The organism is Streptomyces sp. NPDC017991 (genome assembly GCF_044328075.1).
Classification (GTDB): Bacteria; Actinomycetota; Actinomycetes; order Streptomycetales; family Streptomycetaceae; genus Streptomyces.
Map to the genome: position 1 here is coordinate 486,794 of NZ_JBIRGP010000007.1, position 16,104 is coordinate 502,897.

A 16,104-nucleotide genomic window follows, 5' to 3' on the forward strand; every position below is an offset into this window, starting at 1 on the left:
GTCGAAGGCGAGAGCGAAGAGGACGACGGGGATTACAGGGATGACGGGGATGGCTGGGACGATCCGGCCCCCGCTCGCAGCAGCGGCGGATGCAACCCCGTGGCGACCCCCGCCCGGTACAGCGCGGCGGGCTTCCCCCGCCCCCCGGTCAGCCGCGCCGCCCCCGGGACCGGCTCGACGAAGCCGGGCGTGGCAAGGACCTTGCGCCGGAAGTTCGGACGGTCGAGCGCGGCCCCCCACACCGTCTCGTAGACCTGCTGGAGCTCCCCGAGGGTGAACTCCGGCGGGCAGAACGCGGTGGCCAGGCAGGTGTACTCCAGCTTCGCCCCGATCCGTTCACGGGCGTCGGCGAGGATCCGGTGGTGATCGAAGGCGAGCGGCCCGAGTCCGTCGTACGGCAGCCAGTGCGCACTGGCCGCGTCTCCTCCGCCGCGCGGCTCGGGAGGGTCGGGCAGCAGTGCGGTGTACGCCACGGAGACCACCCGCATCCGGGGATCGCGGTCCGGCTCGCTGTACGTACGCAGTTGCTCCAGGTGGAGCCCGGAGACGTCCGAGAGACCGGTCTCCTCGGCGAGTTCACGCCGGGCGGCCGTCTCCGCGGACTCCTCGGGCAGCACGAATCCCCCGGGCAGCGCCCGGCACCCCGCGTACGGCTCCTGTCCGCGCTCGATCAGCAGCACCTGCAGCGCGCCCGCCCGGACCGTGAACACCGCGAGATCGACGGTGACGGCGAAGGGCTCGAAGGCGTGCTTGTCGTAGCCCTCCATGCCCCCTCCTCGTGTGGCCTCAACGGCCGTCGGCGCACCTTGCCGGGCGCGGCCGGTGGACCGGGACCACCCCCGTGGGCCCTGCTCCACCGGCCGCGCCCGGCAAAGGCGTTCCTTAATAGTCAGTACGACTATAAATCGTGGACCGCGTACCCACAAGCCCCCGAACGCGAAACGGCCGGTCCCGGAAAGTCCCGGAACCGGCCGATGCCGTACTGAAGAGGGCGTGATGCCTAGAGGCCGACCTCCGCCATCAGCATCCCGACCTCGGTGTTGGACAGCCTTCGCAGCCAGCCCGACTTCTGGTCGCCGAGGGCGATCGGCCCGAAGGACACGCGCACGAGCTTCTCGACCGGGAAACCGGCCTCGGCGAGCATGCGCCGCACGATGTGCTTGCGGCCCTCGTGCAGCGTCACCTCGACCATGTAGTTCTTGCCGGTCTGCTCGACGACCCTGAAGTGGTCCGCCTTCGCGTACCCGTCCTCCAGCTGGATGCCGTCCTTGAGCTGCTTGCCCAGGTCGCGCGGGACCGGGCCCACGATGTGCGCGAGGTAGACCTTCTTCACGCCGTACTTGGGGTGGGTCAGGCGGTGCGCCAGCTCACCGTGGTTGGTGAGCAGGATGACGCCCTCGGTCTCGGTGTCGAGCCGTCCCACGTGGAAGAGCCGCGTCTCGCGGTTCGTCACGTAGTCGCCGAGGCACTGACGGCCCTCGTTGTCCTCCATGGTGGACACGACACCGGCGGGCTTGTTGAGCACGAAGAACTGATACGACTGCGTGGCGACGGTGAGCCCATCGACCCTGATCTCGTCGTTCTCCGGGTCGACACGCATCCCCTGCTCAACGACGATCTCACCGTTGACCTCGACGCGGGACTGCTCGACCAGCTCCTCGCAGGAACGACGCGAACCGTAGCCCGCACGCGCGAGCACCTTCTGCAGGCGCTCGCCCTCCTGCTCGGAACCCGGGAAGGTCTTGACCGTCCTGGCATCGGGCTTGCCCGCGTACCGGTCCCTGTTGCGCTCCTCGGTACGTGTCTCCAGCTCGCGGGAGCGCGCGTTCTCCGTACGGCCGGTGCGCTGCTGGCCCTGCTTGGGGCCGCCCTTGGCACCGCCGCGGGCGGAGCTGCCGCGCCCGGACTTCGCACCCTCGTGGGTGGCGCCGGGGCCTACGTCGTAGCGGCGCTCCTCGGGGCGGGGCTTGCTGGGGCGCTTCGGCCTGTCGTCGGGCCCGCCCGCGCCGTTCTGCTGGGAACCGCCGCCGGCGGGCCCCCGGGAGCTGAATCCGCTGCCGGAGGTACGGGGGCCACCGCTGCCGGAGCCGCGGGGTCCACCACCGCCGGCTCCGCGGGAGCCACCGCCCCCGCCGCCGGACCCACGGGGGTTACCGCCCCCACCGCCGGAGCCACGCGAGCCACCGCTCCCGCCGCTCCCGCCGGTCCCGCGGGGGTTGCCGCGCCCGCCGCTGTTCCTGCCGCTGCCACTGCCACTGCTTCGCATCAAAGTTCCGTCGTCGTCGTGTCGTCTGCATCTGCGTCCGGCGCATCCGGATCGAACGACGGGACCCCTTCCAGCGTCTCTGCTTCGATCGCGTCCGCCTCCGGAAGGAAGGGCGCGAGCTCCGGGAGCTCGTACAGGCCGCGCAGGCCCATTCGCTCCAGGAAGTAGTTCGTCGTCCTGTACAGGATCGCACCTGTTTCGGGTTCCGCGCCCGCCTCCTGGACCAGACCCCTCTGAAGGAGGGTCCGCATCACGCCGTCACAGTTCACTCCGCGGACCGCCGAGATCCTCGATCGGCTGACCGGCTGCCGGTACGCGACCACGGCGAGGGTCTCCAGCGCGGCCTGGGTGAGGCGGGCGTGCTGCCCGTCCAGGACGAAGCGCTCGACGGCCGCCGCGTACTCCGGGCGGCTGTAGAACCGCCAGCCGCCGGCGACGATCCGCAGCTCGAAGCCGCGTCTCTGGAGGCTGTACTCGTCGGCCAGCGCGCGCAGCGCGTCCGCGATCTGCCGCCTGGGCCGCTCCAGGATCTTGGCGAGGTGCTCCTCGGTGGCGGGTTCGTCCACGACCATGAGGACGGCCTCCAGCGCGGGCCGGAGGTCGAGATCCGCGACGCCGCGAGCCCCCTCGGGGGCTCCGGTGGTGTCCTCGCTCACACCTTCACACCTTCTTTTCCCTGACCGGATCCGGGACAGGATCCGGCGGCCGGTCGAACTCGTCCGTCACCGTCGGCTGGGCGCCCCCCTCCCCGCCCGTCCAGCGCACCACCAGGTCCCCCAGAGCCTCCTCCTGGTCCAGGGAGACGGCCTTCTCCCGATAGAGCTCCAGAAGGGCCAGGAAACGCGCCACGACGGTGAGGGTGTCGTCGACGTCCTCGACGAGCGAGCGGAAACTGGCCTCGCCGAACTCCCGCAGCCGCGCCACCACGATCGCGGCCTGCTCCTGCACGCTCACGAGCGGCGCGTGGATGTGGTCGACGTACACCTGGGGCTTGGCCCGGGGCTGCATCGCCTTCACGGCGAGCTCGGCGAATCCTTCCGCCCCGATGCTGATGACCACTTCGGGCAGCAGCTCGGCGTGATGCGCCTCAAGCCCGACGGTACGGGGGTAGCGGCGCGCCTCCTCGTCGAGGCGGCGGTTGAAGATGTCGGCGATCTGTTTGTACGCGCGGTACTGCAGCAGCCGGGCGAAGAGCAGGTCGCGGGCCTCAAGGAGCGCCAGGTCGGCCTCGTCCTCGACCTCGGCGGAGGGCAGCAGCCGGGCGGCCTTCAGATCGAGCAGCGTCGCCGCGACGACCAGGAACTCGGTGGTCTGGTCGAGGTCCCAGTCCGGCCCCATCGCCCGGATGTGCGCCATGAACTCGTCGGTGACCCTGGAGAGTGCCACTTCGGTGACATCCATCTTGTGCTTGGAGATCAACTGAAGCAGCAGATCGAACGGACCTTCGAAGTTCACGAGCCGAACCTTGAAGACCCCGTCCGCGGGTTCTTCCTCGCCTGCGTCGTGCCCACCACGGTCCGCGGCCGAAGTACCGTCCTCGACCGCGGCCGGGCTCTCCGCCGCGGGCGGTTCGGCAGGGGGCGCGCCCCCGGGCCCCCGCCCCAGCGCGCGCCGCCGCCCACCGGAGGCGGAGGCGGCGGGAGGAGGGCCGTCGTTCGAGGTCATAGCCGTCGCAGGCTACCGCTACCGCCCGCGCAACCGTCGTACGAGAATGCTCGCGTCGCCACGGGATTCCAGGTCCGCGAGGACCACGGCGACAGCCTCCCGCACGATCCGCCCGCGGTCGACCGCGAGTCCGTGCTCCCCGCGGAGCACCAGCCGGGCGTGTTCGAGGTCCATGAGCTCCTCGGCGGACACGTACACCGTGATCTTCTCGTCGTGCCGCTCGCGCCCGCTGGGACGCCGTCCGGAGCCCCGCCCGCGCTTGCGGGACTGGGACTGCGGCTGGGCCCCGGCAGAACCTTCCTGCGGCCCCGGGCGCCGCCCGGAACGGTCCGCCGTGACGGCGCCCCGGCTCCGGGACTCCCCGTCCGCGGAGTCGGCGCCCGCCGCGACATGTTCGTCGCCCTCGCCGTCACCACCCCGCACGGGCACCGACTGCGGCCCGTCCTCCCCGGCCGCGGCGTCGCTCTCGCCCGCCGGAGCGGGCACCCGCGCCTCGCCGTTGGCCGGACGCCGCGGGCTGGAGGACTGAAGCGCCATCCCCCCGGTCGTACGGAACAGTTCGTCGGCCCCCGGCAGACTCACTCGGCGTGACACCGGGCGAGCACCTCCCTGGCGAGCTGACGGTAGGCGGCGGCGCCGACGGAGTTGGAGGCGTACGTCGTGATCGGCTCGCCGGCGACCGTGGTCTCCGGGAAGCGGACGGTCCGGCCGATCACCGTGTGGTAGACGTGATCGTCGAACGCCTCGACCACGCGCGCGAGCACCTCACGGCTGTGCACGGTCCGCGAGTCGTACATCGTGGCGAGGATGCCGTCGAGCTCCAGCTCGGGGTTGAGCCGCTCCTGGACCTTCTCGATGGTCTCGGTGAGCAGCGCGACCCCGCGCAACGCGAAGAACTCGCACTCCAGTGGCACTATCACCTTGTGAGCGGCCGTCAGCGCGTTCACGGTGAGCAGGCCCAGCGAGGGCTGACAGTCGATCACGATGTAGTCGTAGTCGGCCATCAGCGGCTTCAGGGCGCGCTGCAGCGTGGACTCGCGGGCGACCTCGCTCACCAGCTGAACCTCGGCGGCGGACAGGTCGATGTTGCTGGGCAGCAGGTCCATGTTCGGAACCGCCGTCTTCAGGAGCACCTCGTCGGCCGCCATACCCCGCTCCATGAGCAGGTTGTAGACCGTGAGGTCGAGCTCCATCGGGTTGACTCCGAGGCCCACGGACAGGGCGCCCTGCGGGTCGAAGTCGACGAGCAGGACCCGGCGTCCGTACTCCGCGAGGGCGGCACCCAGGTTGATGGTCGACGTCGTCTTGCCCACGCCGCCCTTCTGGTTGCACATCGCGATGATCTTCGCGGGGCCGTGGTCGGTCAGCGGGCCCGGGATCGGGAAGTACGGCAGCGGGCGCCCGGTCGGGCCGATGCGCTCGCGCCGCTGGCGCGCCGCGTCGGGCGCGAGCGTGGCCGCGTACTCCGGATCGGGCTCGTACTCGGCGTCGGGGTCGTAGAAATGCCCCTCGGGCAGGTCGTCGTAGTCGGCGAAGTGGGTGCGGTTCTCGCCACTTCCGTTGCCGGCCATGGCGTTCACGTGATGGCCATCCATGCTCTGGTGTGCTGTCTGAGTCATCTTCGGACTCTGGTGGGCTGCGAAGGTGCGCACAGCGACGGAGCCGACAGCTTCGAGCCCCGTTGGCCTTGAGCCCTGCGCAGGCATTCCTGGTTGACCACCCCCGGGAGTAAATGTCGACTCATTCACAAGTCGTCTTACCTCCTTGGTGACCAGGAAACTTCTCGATAGGTCAGCGTGGCACCATGCCGACGATTGGCGACTCTATGGCGTGTCACCGCTCCGCAGCAACACAATCCGCCGGACCCGGCCCGATGTGTCGGCAACGGAACATCCCTCTGTCAAGGGCGTAAGGGCGTCGCACGGCAGGTTCCAGGGGTGTGCGAAACGGTTCAAGGGTTACGTTCGAGGCGAGTTGAACGAGTCTCGCGAAGTGACCCGACACACATCCGGCCGGGCCCTGTGGAACAAGGTCCGGCCGTACGTGCGATGTTGACGAGTCGTGTTGACGTATCGCCTTTTGTCGGCGGGGAAGCCTGCGCCGAAGCGGGACGAACCCGGCGGAAACCTCAGCCGAGCAGACTCTCCAACTCGGCGTGCTCCAGGCCGTGGGCCTCCGCGACCTCACGGTAAACGACGCTGCCGTCATGCGTGTTGAGACCCCGGGCGAGCGCGGGATCACGGCGCAGCGCCTCGACCCAGCCGCGGTTCGCGAGTTCCACGATGTACGGGAGCGTGGCGTTGGTGAGCGCGTACGTCGAGGTGTTGGGCACCGCGCCCGGCATGTTGGCGACGCAGTAGAAGACCGAGTTGTGGACCGGGAAGGTCGGCTCCGCGTGGGTGGTCGGACGCGAGTCCTCGAAGCAGCCACCCTGGTCGATGGCGATGTCGACAAGGACACTTCCGGGCTTCATTCGGGACACGAGCTCGTTGGTGACCAGCTTCGGGGCCTTCGCGCCGGGGATGAGCACGGCCCCGATGACGAGGTCCGCCTCAAGGCAGGCCTTCTCCAGCTCGAAGGCGTTCGAGACGACCGTCTGGATCTTCGTGCCGAAGACTTTGTCGGCTTCCTTGAGCTTGTTGATGTCGCGGTCGAGCAGGGTCACGTGGAAGCCCATGCCGATGGCGATCTGCGCGGCGTTCCAGCCGGAGACCCCGCCGCCGATGACCACGGCGCGGGCGGCCAGCACGCCCGGGACACCGCCGGGCAGGACGCCGCGGCCGCCGTTGGCACGCATCAGGTGGTAGGCACCGACCTGCGGGGCGAGGCGGCCCGCGACCTCGGACATCGGGGCGAGCAGCGGCAGCGCGCGGCTGGGCAGCTCGACCGTTTCGTATGCGATCGCCGTGGTGCCGGACTCCAGGAGCGCGTCCGTGCACTCCTTGGACGCGGCCAGGTGCAGGTAGGTGAAGAGCGTCTGGTCCTTGCGGAGGCGGTGGTACTCCTCGGCGATGGGCTCCTTGACCTTCAGCAGCAGGTCGGCGGCGGTCCAGACCTCGTCCGCGGTGGCGACGATCCGCGCGCCGGCGGCGACGAACTCGTCGTCCGTGATCGAGGAGCCGACACCGGCGTGCCGCTCGATCAGGACCTGGTGGCCGTGGCGCACCAGCTCGTGCACACCGGCGGGGGTGATGGCCACCCGGAACTCGTTGTTCTTGACCTCGCGGGGGATGCCGACCTTCACGTCGATCACGGTTCCTTGGCTCAGGAGGGATGCAGCGGGGATCTGGGCCAGGCAGCGCAAGACATGACGATGCCTGACATACCCGGATGCACGGGAGCACACCGGGGAACACCACGAAAAGACGCGGCGGAGCCAGTCTAATGAAGGGATTCTCTCTGTCTAGCCTTTCAATGCATCAATCTTCTTCGGCTGCGCTACGGATTTCGCAGGCGTTGCGGTCTTGTTCCCTCGTTGATGCGCTCTCCGGGAGCTCATCGCCCAGCATTCGTTCGGCGGTGGTGCGGTGCAGCCGGGCGGCCGTGGGGTCCCCCAGCCGGTCGAGCGTGTCGGCCAGCCGCAGCTGCAGCGCGGCCTGCAGCCGGACGTCGTCGGCTCGGCGCGCCCACTCGACCGCCTCCTGGCAGGTGGCGAGGGACTCCTCGGGCCGGCCCGCGTACTCCTGCACCCGTGCCATCTCGCTCAACGCCCTTGCCTGGCCCGCCACATCACCGGTTCTGCGGTACCCGGTGACCGCGGAGCGCCAGTTGCGCAGCGCCTCGCCGTAGCGACCCGCGTAGGTGTGCACGGTGGCGATCCGGCCGTGCAGTCTGGCCGCGTCGACGCGCTCGTCGCGGGCGAGCCGCTGGGCGAGCGCGCGCCCGTACCAGTCGGCGGCCCGGTCGTAGTCGCCGAGCTCCTGGTGGGCGGCGCCTACGGATTCCATCGCGCGGCCGGTCGCGTAGGGGTCGTTCGCCTCGCGTCCGGCGTCCAGAGCGGCCCGGTAGCGGGCCAGCGCGTCCGTCGTACGGCCCGTGCGGGCGTCCAGGTCGGCGAGGTTCAGCAGCGCCGCGGCCTTCTCGCGGGGCAGGTCCCGGCGCTCGGCGACGTCCAGGACGAGCCGGTGGATGCCGTACAGCTCGGGCGCCGCGGCCTGCGTACCGACATGGGCGACCAGCGCTCTGACCAGGGCGGCCATCAGGCGGCGGGCCAGGGTGTCCAGCTCGCCGTCGGAGACCGCGAGGCGGGCGGCGGCCAGCAGCGCGGGCTGTCGGATGCGCAGCCAGTCGGCGGCCGCGCGGGGGTTGGGGAAGCGCAGCGCGCGGGGCATCCCGGCGAGCTTCTCGCGGGCCGGCGAGCTGTCCGTCTCGGTGATCGCCCGGCAGGACACCAGGAGCCGAACGGTCCGCTCCAGCATGCGGGCGCGGGCCAGCTGGAGCTCGGCCGCGCGGTCCTCGGTCTCGGTGAGCGAGCGCAGCAGCGGCAGCAGGCAGCCGGGCACCTCGTACTGCGGCAGCGGTGACTCGACGGCCCTCACGAGACCGAGTTTCGTGAAGTCGTCCAGGGTGGTGCGGGCGGCGCCGACCGAGCAGCCGGCGAGCGCGGACGCGGTCTGCGGATCGACGAGACCGGCGGGGGCGAGCGAGAGGAGGCGCAGTATCCGCGCGGCGGTCGAGGGCAGGGCCGCGTAGGTGAGCCGGAAGACCCGTTCGAGGATCGGGCCCTCGTCGCCGTCGGTGTGCAGTTGCTTGGCGAGATCGGCGACGGCGGACTTGGGCCGGTGGGCGAGCCAGGCCCCGGCGAGGACGAGCGCCGCGGGCTGGGCCGCGCAGATCTCCACGAGCCCTTCGGCGGCGCGCGGGTCCACGGTGATGCGTACGGAGCCGGTGAACCGGTCCAGGAGTTCGAGGGCGGACTTGGTGTCCATGCCGCCGAGGGTGCAGGGACGGACGTCCGCGATCCCGGTCAGGGGCCCGCCGGAGACGGCGACGACGAGGCAGTCGGGGGTCTCCGGGAGGAGCGCGTCGACCTGCTGCGCGTCGGCCGCGTCGTCGAGCAGGAGCACGGTCCTGCGGGTGGCGAGCGCCTCGCGCAGCCGCTCGGAGAGGTCGTCCTCGTCCGCTCCGGCCGGAGCGGACAGTTCCAGTGCGGTGAGGAGGTCACGGGCGGTTCGTTCGGTCGGTACGGGGATGCCGCCGGGCTCGGTGAGCCGGGCTCGCAGGACTCCGTCCGGGTAACTGTCCGCGACGTGCCGTACGAGCTCCTCGGCGAGCGCGGTGCGGCCGGAGCCGGGCCTGCCGGCGATGAGCAGCACGCGCGCGCGGGGCGCCTTGCGGCCGGCGAGGGTGTCGAGCCCGGCGCGGTCGATGTCGGCCCGGAGTTCCTTCAACTCTCTTGTACGGCCGAGGAACTGACCCCCCGTGAGGGCGGACGCGGCAGCCGGGCGCCGCCCCTTCTCCGACACCGTCGTGCCGCCGGAATCCACCGCCTGATCCGTCACGGGCCACACTCCCGTCCCACTGCGCGCGCAAGCCCGCCGGGACTCCGGACGGGGCGTTTTCAGAGCCTAGTTCACGCTCTGCGACGATCCGTGCGGAGCGCGGCGGGCGGATCCCCCGATCGGATCAGGCGATCGTCACATCGGTGGGCCGATTGCGCGCCCCGGAGTGGATCACGCCTCGAACGGGCGTGCGGGCCACGGGGCCTCGGCGGGGCGCAGCGCTTCCAGACCCTCGCCGGCCAGGGCGGCGGTCAGCGCGAGGACGCCCACGACGAGGCAGTTGTTGTGCAGCTCGCCGGCGAGGACACCGCGTACCAGTTCGTCGACCGGGACCCGGGAGAGCTCCATGTCGGCCTCCTCGTCCTCGACCTCGAAACGCTGCCCCTCGGCCTCGGAGAGATCCCGGGCCAGGAAGATCCGCACGGCCTCGTCGCAGCCGCCGGGCGTGGTGTACACGTCGGTGAGGACCCGCCAGTCCTCGGCCTTGACGTGCGCCTCCTCGTACAGCTCGCGCTGCGCTGCGTGCAGGGGGTTCTCGCCCGGGACGTCGAGCAGGCCGGCCGGGATCTCCCAGAGCTTGTGGCGCACGGGGTGCCGGTACTGGCGGAGGACCAGGGCGCGCCCCTGGTCGTCGAGGGCGAGGACGGCCACCGAACCGGGGTGGACCTGGTAGTCGCGCCGGGCGACCGATCCGTCGGGCATGACCACGTCGTCGGTGCGTACGGAGGTCTTCTTGCCGGTGAACGGGGTCTCGGTCGCCCTGACCTCCCACTCCTCGGCGGTGTCCTTGATGGTCATGTCGACTTGCCCTCCCACACGCACGAAACCTGTGCCGCACCAGAGATGTACACACGGCGAAACCGGGGCACGCGCCCCAAAAGACGCGCACCCCGGCAACCGTACAACCCTCGGCCTACTTGGCCGTCTTGCGCTCCACCGCGGCCTTGACCAGGCCCGCGAACAGCGGGTGCGGCCGGGTCGGACGCGAGCGCAGCTCGGGGTGCGCCTGGGTCGCGACCAGGTAGGGGTGGATCTCGCGCGGGTACTCCAGGAACTCCACCAGCTTGCCGTCCGGGGAGGTGCCGGAGAACTGCAGCCCGGCCTTCTTCTCCAGCTCGGCGCGGTAGGAGTTGTTCACCTCGTAGCGGTGGCGGTGCCGCTCCTCGACGTACTCCTTGCCGTCGTAGACCTCGCGCACGATGGAGCCCTCGGCGAGCTTGGCGGGGTACATGCCCAGGCGCATCGTGCCGCCCATGTCGCCGTCGCCCGCGACGATGTCCAGCTGCTCGGCCATGGTGGAGATGACCGGGTGGCCGGTGGCGGAGTCGAACTCGGTGGAGTTGGCGTCCGCGATGCCGGCGAGATTGCGCGCGGCCTCGATCACGATGCACTGCAGGCCGAGGCAGAGACCGAGCAGCGGGATCCTGTTCTCGCGGGCGTACTGGATGGCGCCGACCTTGCCGGCCACACCGCGGTCGCCGAAGCCGCCGGGGATGCAGATCGCGTCGACGTCACCGAGCTGCTTGGCGGCGCCCGCCGGGGTCTTGCAGTCGTCCGAGGCGACCCACTTGATCTTCACCCGGGCCTTGTTGGCGAAACCGCCCGCGCGCAGCGCCTCGGTGACCGAGAGGTAGGCGTCGGGCAGGTCGATGTACTTGCCCACGAGCGCCAGGTGGATCTCGTGCAGCGGGTTGTGGACGCGGTCGAGCAGGTCGCCCCAGGTCGACCAGTCCACGTCACGGAAGGGGAGGTCCAGCTTGCGCACGACATAGGCGTCCAGGCCCTCGGTGTGCAGGACCTTCGGGATGTCGTAGATCGACCGGGCGTCGGGACAGGCGACGACGGCCGCCTCGTCGACGTCGCACATCAGCGAGATCTTGCGCTTGATCGCGGTGGGCACCTCGCGGTCGGCGCGCAGGACGATCGCGTCCGGCTGGATACCGATGTTGCGCAGTGCCGCAACCGAGTGCTGGGTCGGCTTCGTCTTCAGCTCCCCGGAGGGGCCGATGTACGGGAGGAGCGAGATATGGACCACGAACACGTTGTCGCGGCCGACCTCGTGGCGGACCTGACGGACCGTCTCCAGGAACGGCAGGGACTCGATGTCGCCGACCGTGCCGCCGACCTCCGTGATGACGACGTCGACGTCGTCGGTGGCCATCCGGCGGATCCGGTGCTTGATCTCGTTCGTGATGTGCGGGATGACCTGCACGGTGTCACCGAGGTACTCGCCGCGCCGCTCCTTGGCGATGACCGTGGAGTAGACCTGCCCCGTCGTGACGTTCGCGGAGCCGTCCAGGTCGACGTCGAGGAAACGCTCGTAGTGACCGATGTCGAGGTCCGTCTCGGCGCCGTCGTTGGTGACGAACACCTCACCGTGCTGGAACGGGTTCATCGTGCCGGGGTCGACGTTCAGATACGGGTCGAGCTTCTGCATGGTGACCCGCAGACCCCGTGCCTTGAGCAGCGCGCCCAGGCTGGAGGCGGTCAGACCCTTGCCGAGGGAGGAGGCGACACCCCCGGTGACGAAGATGTGCTTGGTCGTCGTGGCTGTGCTGCTTCGGAAAGCAGCGGGCGGCATGGCCAAGAGGGGGCTCCCGTGGTCGCGGTTTCGGTTGCGGTACGGCTGCCCGGCCCGGAGGTTTCCGGAGGTGCCGTCGCTGCGGTTCGGGGGTCCCTTTTCCTGCTCGGGCGTCCACCGGTCCACGGGCTACCAGGGTATCAGCGACGCGAGGAGGTCGCTTCCGGCCACGCTCCGCGCACAGGCCGACACGCGCCACACCCGTGCTCACTCGTTCGGACCAGGCGGGTTGTCGGGAGGGGCGCGCGGAACATCATCGTGCGTCGTATCCTGCTCGGACACTCGCTGCCGAGTCAGGCCGGCAAACGGCACCACCCCGCCGGTATTCCTGGGCCAAGAGCTCGTCGGTTCGCCTCGCGAAGACAATCGCTGCAACCATTGACATGCGTGACACGCGACAACTGACGTTCCGCAACGACGCTTTACCAATGATCCTCTGACCGCAAGAACACCGCCCCCTCGGGGCGAAGTGGCCGTTCGACTGGAGTTGCACGTGGCCGGGCGCATCGAAGACTACGCACTTATCGGAGACATGCAGACGGCCGCGCTGGTCTGCAGGGACGGCACGGTGGACTGGCTGTGCCTCCCCCGCTTCGACTCCCACGCCGTCTTCGCGGGACTGCTCGGCACGGAGGAGCACGGCTTCTGGCGGCTGGGCCCCGCGCATGCCGCCGACGCCGAACCGCCGAGAGCGGTCCGCCGCCACTACCGCGGCGACTCGCTCATCCTCGAATCCGAGTGGGACACCTCACGCGGCACGGTCCGGGTGACCGATTTCATGCCCCCGCGTGACGGCGCCCCGCAGCTCATCCGGATCGTCGAGGGCGTGACGGGCCGCGTCCCGATGCGCTCCGCCCTGCGGATGCGTTTCTCGTACGGGCGCGTGGTGCCGTGGGTGCACAAGCACGAGGGACGGACGGTGGCCGTCGCGGGGCCCGACTCCGTCTGGTACGACACGGAGTGCGAGACCTACGGCAAGGCACTCACGACGTACTCGGACTTCACGGTCGCACCGGGTGAGCGGATCGCGTTCACCATCTCCTGGGAGCCCTCGCACAAACCGCCGCCCGCGCTGCCCGAGCCGGAGCAGGCCCTGGAGGCGACCGAGGAGTTCTGGCGCGACTGGGTGGCCCAGTGCACGTACCACGGGCCCTACCGCGAGGCCGTGGTCCGCTCGCTGATCACGCTGAAGGCGCTGACGTACGGGCCGACGGGCGGCATCGTGGCCGCCCCCACGACCTCCCTCCCGGAGGAGATCGGCGGGGTCCGCAACTGGGACTACCGCTACACGTGGCTGCGCGACGCGGCGATCACCCTGTCCTCGCTGCTGCGCACCGGCTACCGCGAGGAGGCGCGCGCCTGGCGTGAATGGCTGCTGCGGGCGGTCGCCGGGGACCCCGAGAACCTGCAGATCATGTACGGCATCGCGGGCGAGCGGGAACTGGGCGAGGCGGAGCTGGACTGGCTGCCGGGGTACGAGAACTCCGGTCCCGTGCGCGTCGGGAACGGCGCCGCGAACCAGCTCCAGCTCGACGTGTACGGCGAGGTGACCGAGGCGCTGCACCTGGCCCATATGACGGGTCTGGCCCGCAACGACTACGCCTCGCTCCTCCAGCTCAAGCTGATCCGCTACCTGGAGGACCACTGGGACGAGCCCGACGAGGGCATCTGGGAGGTCCGCGGGCCGCGCCGCCACTTCGTCCACTCGAAGGTGATGGCGTGGGTCGCCGTCGACCGCACGATCAAGCTGATCGAGTCCGGGGACGCGGACGGCCCGCTGGAGAAGTGGCGTGAGCTGCGCGACGACATCCACCGGGACGTGTGCGAGAAGGGCTACGACAAGGAACGCAACACGTTCACGCAGTCGTACGGCTCCAAGGAGCTGGACGCCTCCCTGCTGCTGATCCCGCAGATGGGCTTCCTGCCCCCGGACGACAAGCGCGTGATCGGCACGATCGAGGCCATCCAGCGCGAGCTGTCCACCTCGGACGGCTTCATCCTGCGCTACCCCACCTCCGGTGACGACGCGGGCGTGGACGGCCTGGAGGGCGACGAGGGCGCGTTCCTGGCCTGCTCGTTCTGGATGGCGGACGACCTCGCGATGATCGGCCGGGTGGACGAGGCCCGCAAGCTCTTCGAGAAGCTGCTGGCCCTGCGCAACGACCTGGGTCTCCTCGCGGAGGAGTGGGACCCGGTCCTGCAGCGCCAGGTGGGCAACTTCCCGCAGGCGTTCAGCCATGTGCCGCTGATCGACACGGCCCTGCGCCTTACGGCCTCCGGGGCGTACGGCGGCTGAAAGGTCCCGGTGAGCCCCGTCCGGCACGTCACGGCAGGTGGCGGACGGGGTAGCGTCCGGTCATGGACAGCCGCGACGACACGCCGGACACGCAGCGCAGTGGCGGGATCACCGTGCGGCGGGCCCTGGAGCTGCCCGGACTGCGCGGTGGCCTGCCGGAGATCCTGGCGGGCGCCGACCGGCTGGGCCGCACCGTGCGCTGGGTGCACGCGGGCGAGGTACCGAACATCGCCTCGCTCCTCAAGGGCGGCGAACTGCTCCTGACCACCGGTTACGGGCTCGGCACCCGCCCCGCCGACCAGCGGGCGTTCGTCCGTACGCTGGCCGAGCGCGGCATCGCGGCCCTGGTCGTGGAGCTGGGGCCGCGCTTCACGAGACTGCCCGCCGCGCTCGTGGAGACGGCCCGCACGGCCGGTCTTCCCCTGGTGCAGCTGCACCGCGAGGTCGCGTTCGTGACGGTCACGGAGGAGATCCACACCGAGATCGTCAACGGCCACTACACACTGCTCCAGCGCGCCGAGGAGGTCCACCGGCGCTGCACCGAGGCCCTGCTCGGCGGTGGCGGCATCCCGCAGGTCCTCGGCATCCTCGCCGACTTCGCCGGCAACCCGGTCTTCCTGGAGACCCCGGACGGCCAGCTCCTGTACGCAGCCGGGACCGGCCCCGCCAACGCCGACCCGCTCCAGGTGTGGGAGGGGCTGCGCGGCCAGCACAGGGCCGATCAGCACAGGGCCGATCAGCACGGAGCAGGCCGGCACAGCGTCGGCCCGCCCGCCGGTACGGTCCTCGTGGACGTGCCCGGCGGCGGACAGGGCGGCGGCCCCGGGTCCGTCCGGGCCCGGCTCGTCCTCCTCCCCGTGAACACCCCGCTCGCGCCCGTGCACCGGATCGCGACGGAGCGGGCGGCGGGCGTCCTCGCCGTGGTCCTGATGCAGGCCCGTCAGGAGGAGGAGCTGGCGGCCCGCGGACGCGGCGACTTCCTCACCGACCTCGCCGAGGGCCGGATCGCGGCCGAGGACGCGCCCGCGCAGGCCCGGGTGCTCGGATTCAAGCCCGGCGCGAGCCCGTTGCTGCCGGTCGTCATGCGCCTCGCCGACGGGCTGTCCCCCGGCGGCGGCTGGGCCGTGCTGGCACGGGCGGTCGCCGAGGAGCTGGCCTCGGTGGGCGTACCGGTCCTGCTGGGCGTACGCCCCGTGGAGGGCCGCGTGCCACTGCTGGTGGGGCTGCGCGCGGGGTCCGAGCGGCCGGCGGTCGCCGACCGGGTCGCCGCGGCCCTGCGGGCGGGCGTGGAGCGGGCGGGGACACAGCGCCCCGGAGCACAGCCGCCGGTCGTGGTGGTCGGCGTGGCGGGCGGCTGGGCTGCCGCGTCGGCGGGTCTGCGGCACGCGGCCGAGACGGCCACGGCCGCCCAGGGGCTGCCCGACCGGCCCTGGTACGACGCCCGGCGCCTGGACATCGACCTGCTGCTGTGGCGGCTGCGGGACCATCAGGACCTGGCGGCCTTCGTGGACCGCGCGATCGGCCCCCTGCGCGACCACGACCACCGCTCGAAGCCGCCGCTGCTGCCCACCCTGGAGACGTATCTCGCGCACGCGGGCCGCAAGGCGGAGACCGCGCGCGAACTGCACCTCAACCGGCAGACGCTCTACAACCGGCTCGCGCGGATCGGGGAGTTGCTCGGGACGGACCTCGACGACCCGCAGACGGTGCTGGTCCTGAGTCTGGCGCTGCGGGCCCGCAGACTCGTCCCTTGAGCCGGGACAGCCGCTCGGCCCGGACAGCCGCTCGGCCCGGA

Annotated in this window: 12 protein-coding genes; 2 read left to right on the plus strand and 10 right to left on the minus strand. The window is 71.0% G+C overall.

Annotation, left to right across the window (positions count from 1 at the left end):
- Positions 1-32: 32 nt before the first annotated feature.
- From ACH4DZ_RS23230 to ACH4DZ_RS23275, 10 genes are all read right to left on the minus strand, one after another.
- Positions 33-767: an NUDIX hydrolase gene (locus ACH4DZ_RS23230; RefSeq protein ID WP_398289184.1), complete on the minus strand. Its 735-nt coding sequence runs from the start codon at positions 765-767 to the stop codon at positions 33-35.
- Positions 768-1,000: 233 nt separating this feature from the next.
- The gene (locus ACH4DZ_RS23235) at positions 1,001-2,266 is read right to left on the minus strand and encodes a pseudouridine synthase (RefSeq protein WP_398289185.1); all 1,266 of its coding nucleotides are present in this window, start codon (positions 2,264-2,266) and stop codon (positions 1,001-1,003) included.
- On the minus strand, positions 2,266-2,922 hold the full coding sequence (gene scpB, locus ACH4DZ_RS23240) for an SMC-Scp complex subunit ScpB (RefSeq protein ID WP_398289186.1): 657 nt from the start codon (positions 2,920-2,922) through the stop codon (positions 2,266-2,268). Before scpB ends, ACH4DZ_RS23235 begins: the two co-directional genes overlap by 1 nt.
- A gap of 4 nt (positions 2,923-2,926) precedes the next feature.
- Positions 2,927-3,931, minus strand: a complete 1,005-nt coding sequence (locus tag ACH4DZ_RS23245; protein ID WP_398289187.1) for a segregation and condensation protein A — start codon at positions 3,929-3,931, stop codon at positions 2,927-2,929.
- A gap of 18 nt (positions 3,932-3,949) precedes the next feature.
- Positions 3,950-4,525, minus strand: a complete 576-nt coding sequence (locus ACH4DZ_RS23250) for a hypothetical protein (RefSeq protein ID WP_398289188.1) — start codon at positions 4,523-4,525, stop codon at positions 3,950-3,952.
- Positions 4,510-5,637, minus strand: a complete 1,128-nt coding sequence (locus ACH4DZ_RS23255) for a ParA family protein (protein ID WP_079053143.1) — start codon at positions 5,635-5,637, stop codon at positions 4,510-4,512. Before ACH4DZ_RS23255 ends, ACH4DZ_RS23250 begins: the two co-directional genes overlap by 16 nt.
- Before the next feature lie 422 nt (positions 5,638-6,059).
- Complete coding sequence (gene ald, locus ACH4DZ_RS23260; protein ID WP_398289189.1) at positions 6,060-7,184, minus strand: alanine dehydrogenase; 1,125 nt, start codon at positions 7,182-7,184, stop codon at positions 6,060-6,062.
- A 166-nt stretch (positions 7,185-7,350) separates the two neighbouring features.
- Positions 7,351-9,432: a tetratricopeptide repeat protein gene (locus ACH4DZ_RS23265; protein ID WP_398289190.1), complete on the minus strand. Its 2,082-nt coding sequence runs from the start codon at positions 9,430-9,432 to the stop codon at positions 7,351-7,353.
- Positions 9,433-9,603: 171 nt separating this feature from the next.
- Positions 9,604-10,230, minus strand: coding sequence for an NUDIX domain-containing protein (locus tag ACH4DZ_RS23270; RefSeq protein ID WP_398289191.1), 627 nt, complete (start codon positions 10,228-10,230; stop codon positions 9,604-9,606).
- A gap of 115 nt (positions 10,231-10,345) precedes the next feature.
- Positions 10,346-12,013, minus strand: coding sequence for a CTP synthase (locus tag ACH4DZ_RS23275; RefSeq protein WP_398289236.1), 1,668 nt, complete (start codon positions 12,011-12,013; stop codon positions 10,346-10,348).
- Positions 12,014-12,506: 493 nt separating this feature from the next.
- Between ACH4DZ_RS23275 and ACH4DZ_RS23280 the strand changes: the two genes are divergently transcribed.
- Together ACH4DZ_RS23280 and ACH4DZ_RS23285 are read left to right on the plus strand one after the other, a co-directional pair.
- Positions 12,507-14,309: a glycoside hydrolase family 15 protein gene (locus tag ACH4DZ_RS23280; protein WP_398289192.1), complete on the plus strand. Its 1,803-nt coding sequence runs from the start codon at positions 12,507-12,509 to the stop codon at positions 14,307-14,309.
- Between the two features lie 62 nt (positions 14,310-14,371).
- Complete coding sequence (locus ACH4DZ_RS23285) at positions 14,372-16,063, plus strand: PucR family transcriptional regulator (protein ID WP_398289193.1); 1,692 nt, start codon at positions 14,372-14,374, stop codon at positions 16,061-16,063.
- The last annotated feature ends 41 nt before the right edge of the window (positions 16,064-16,104 follow it).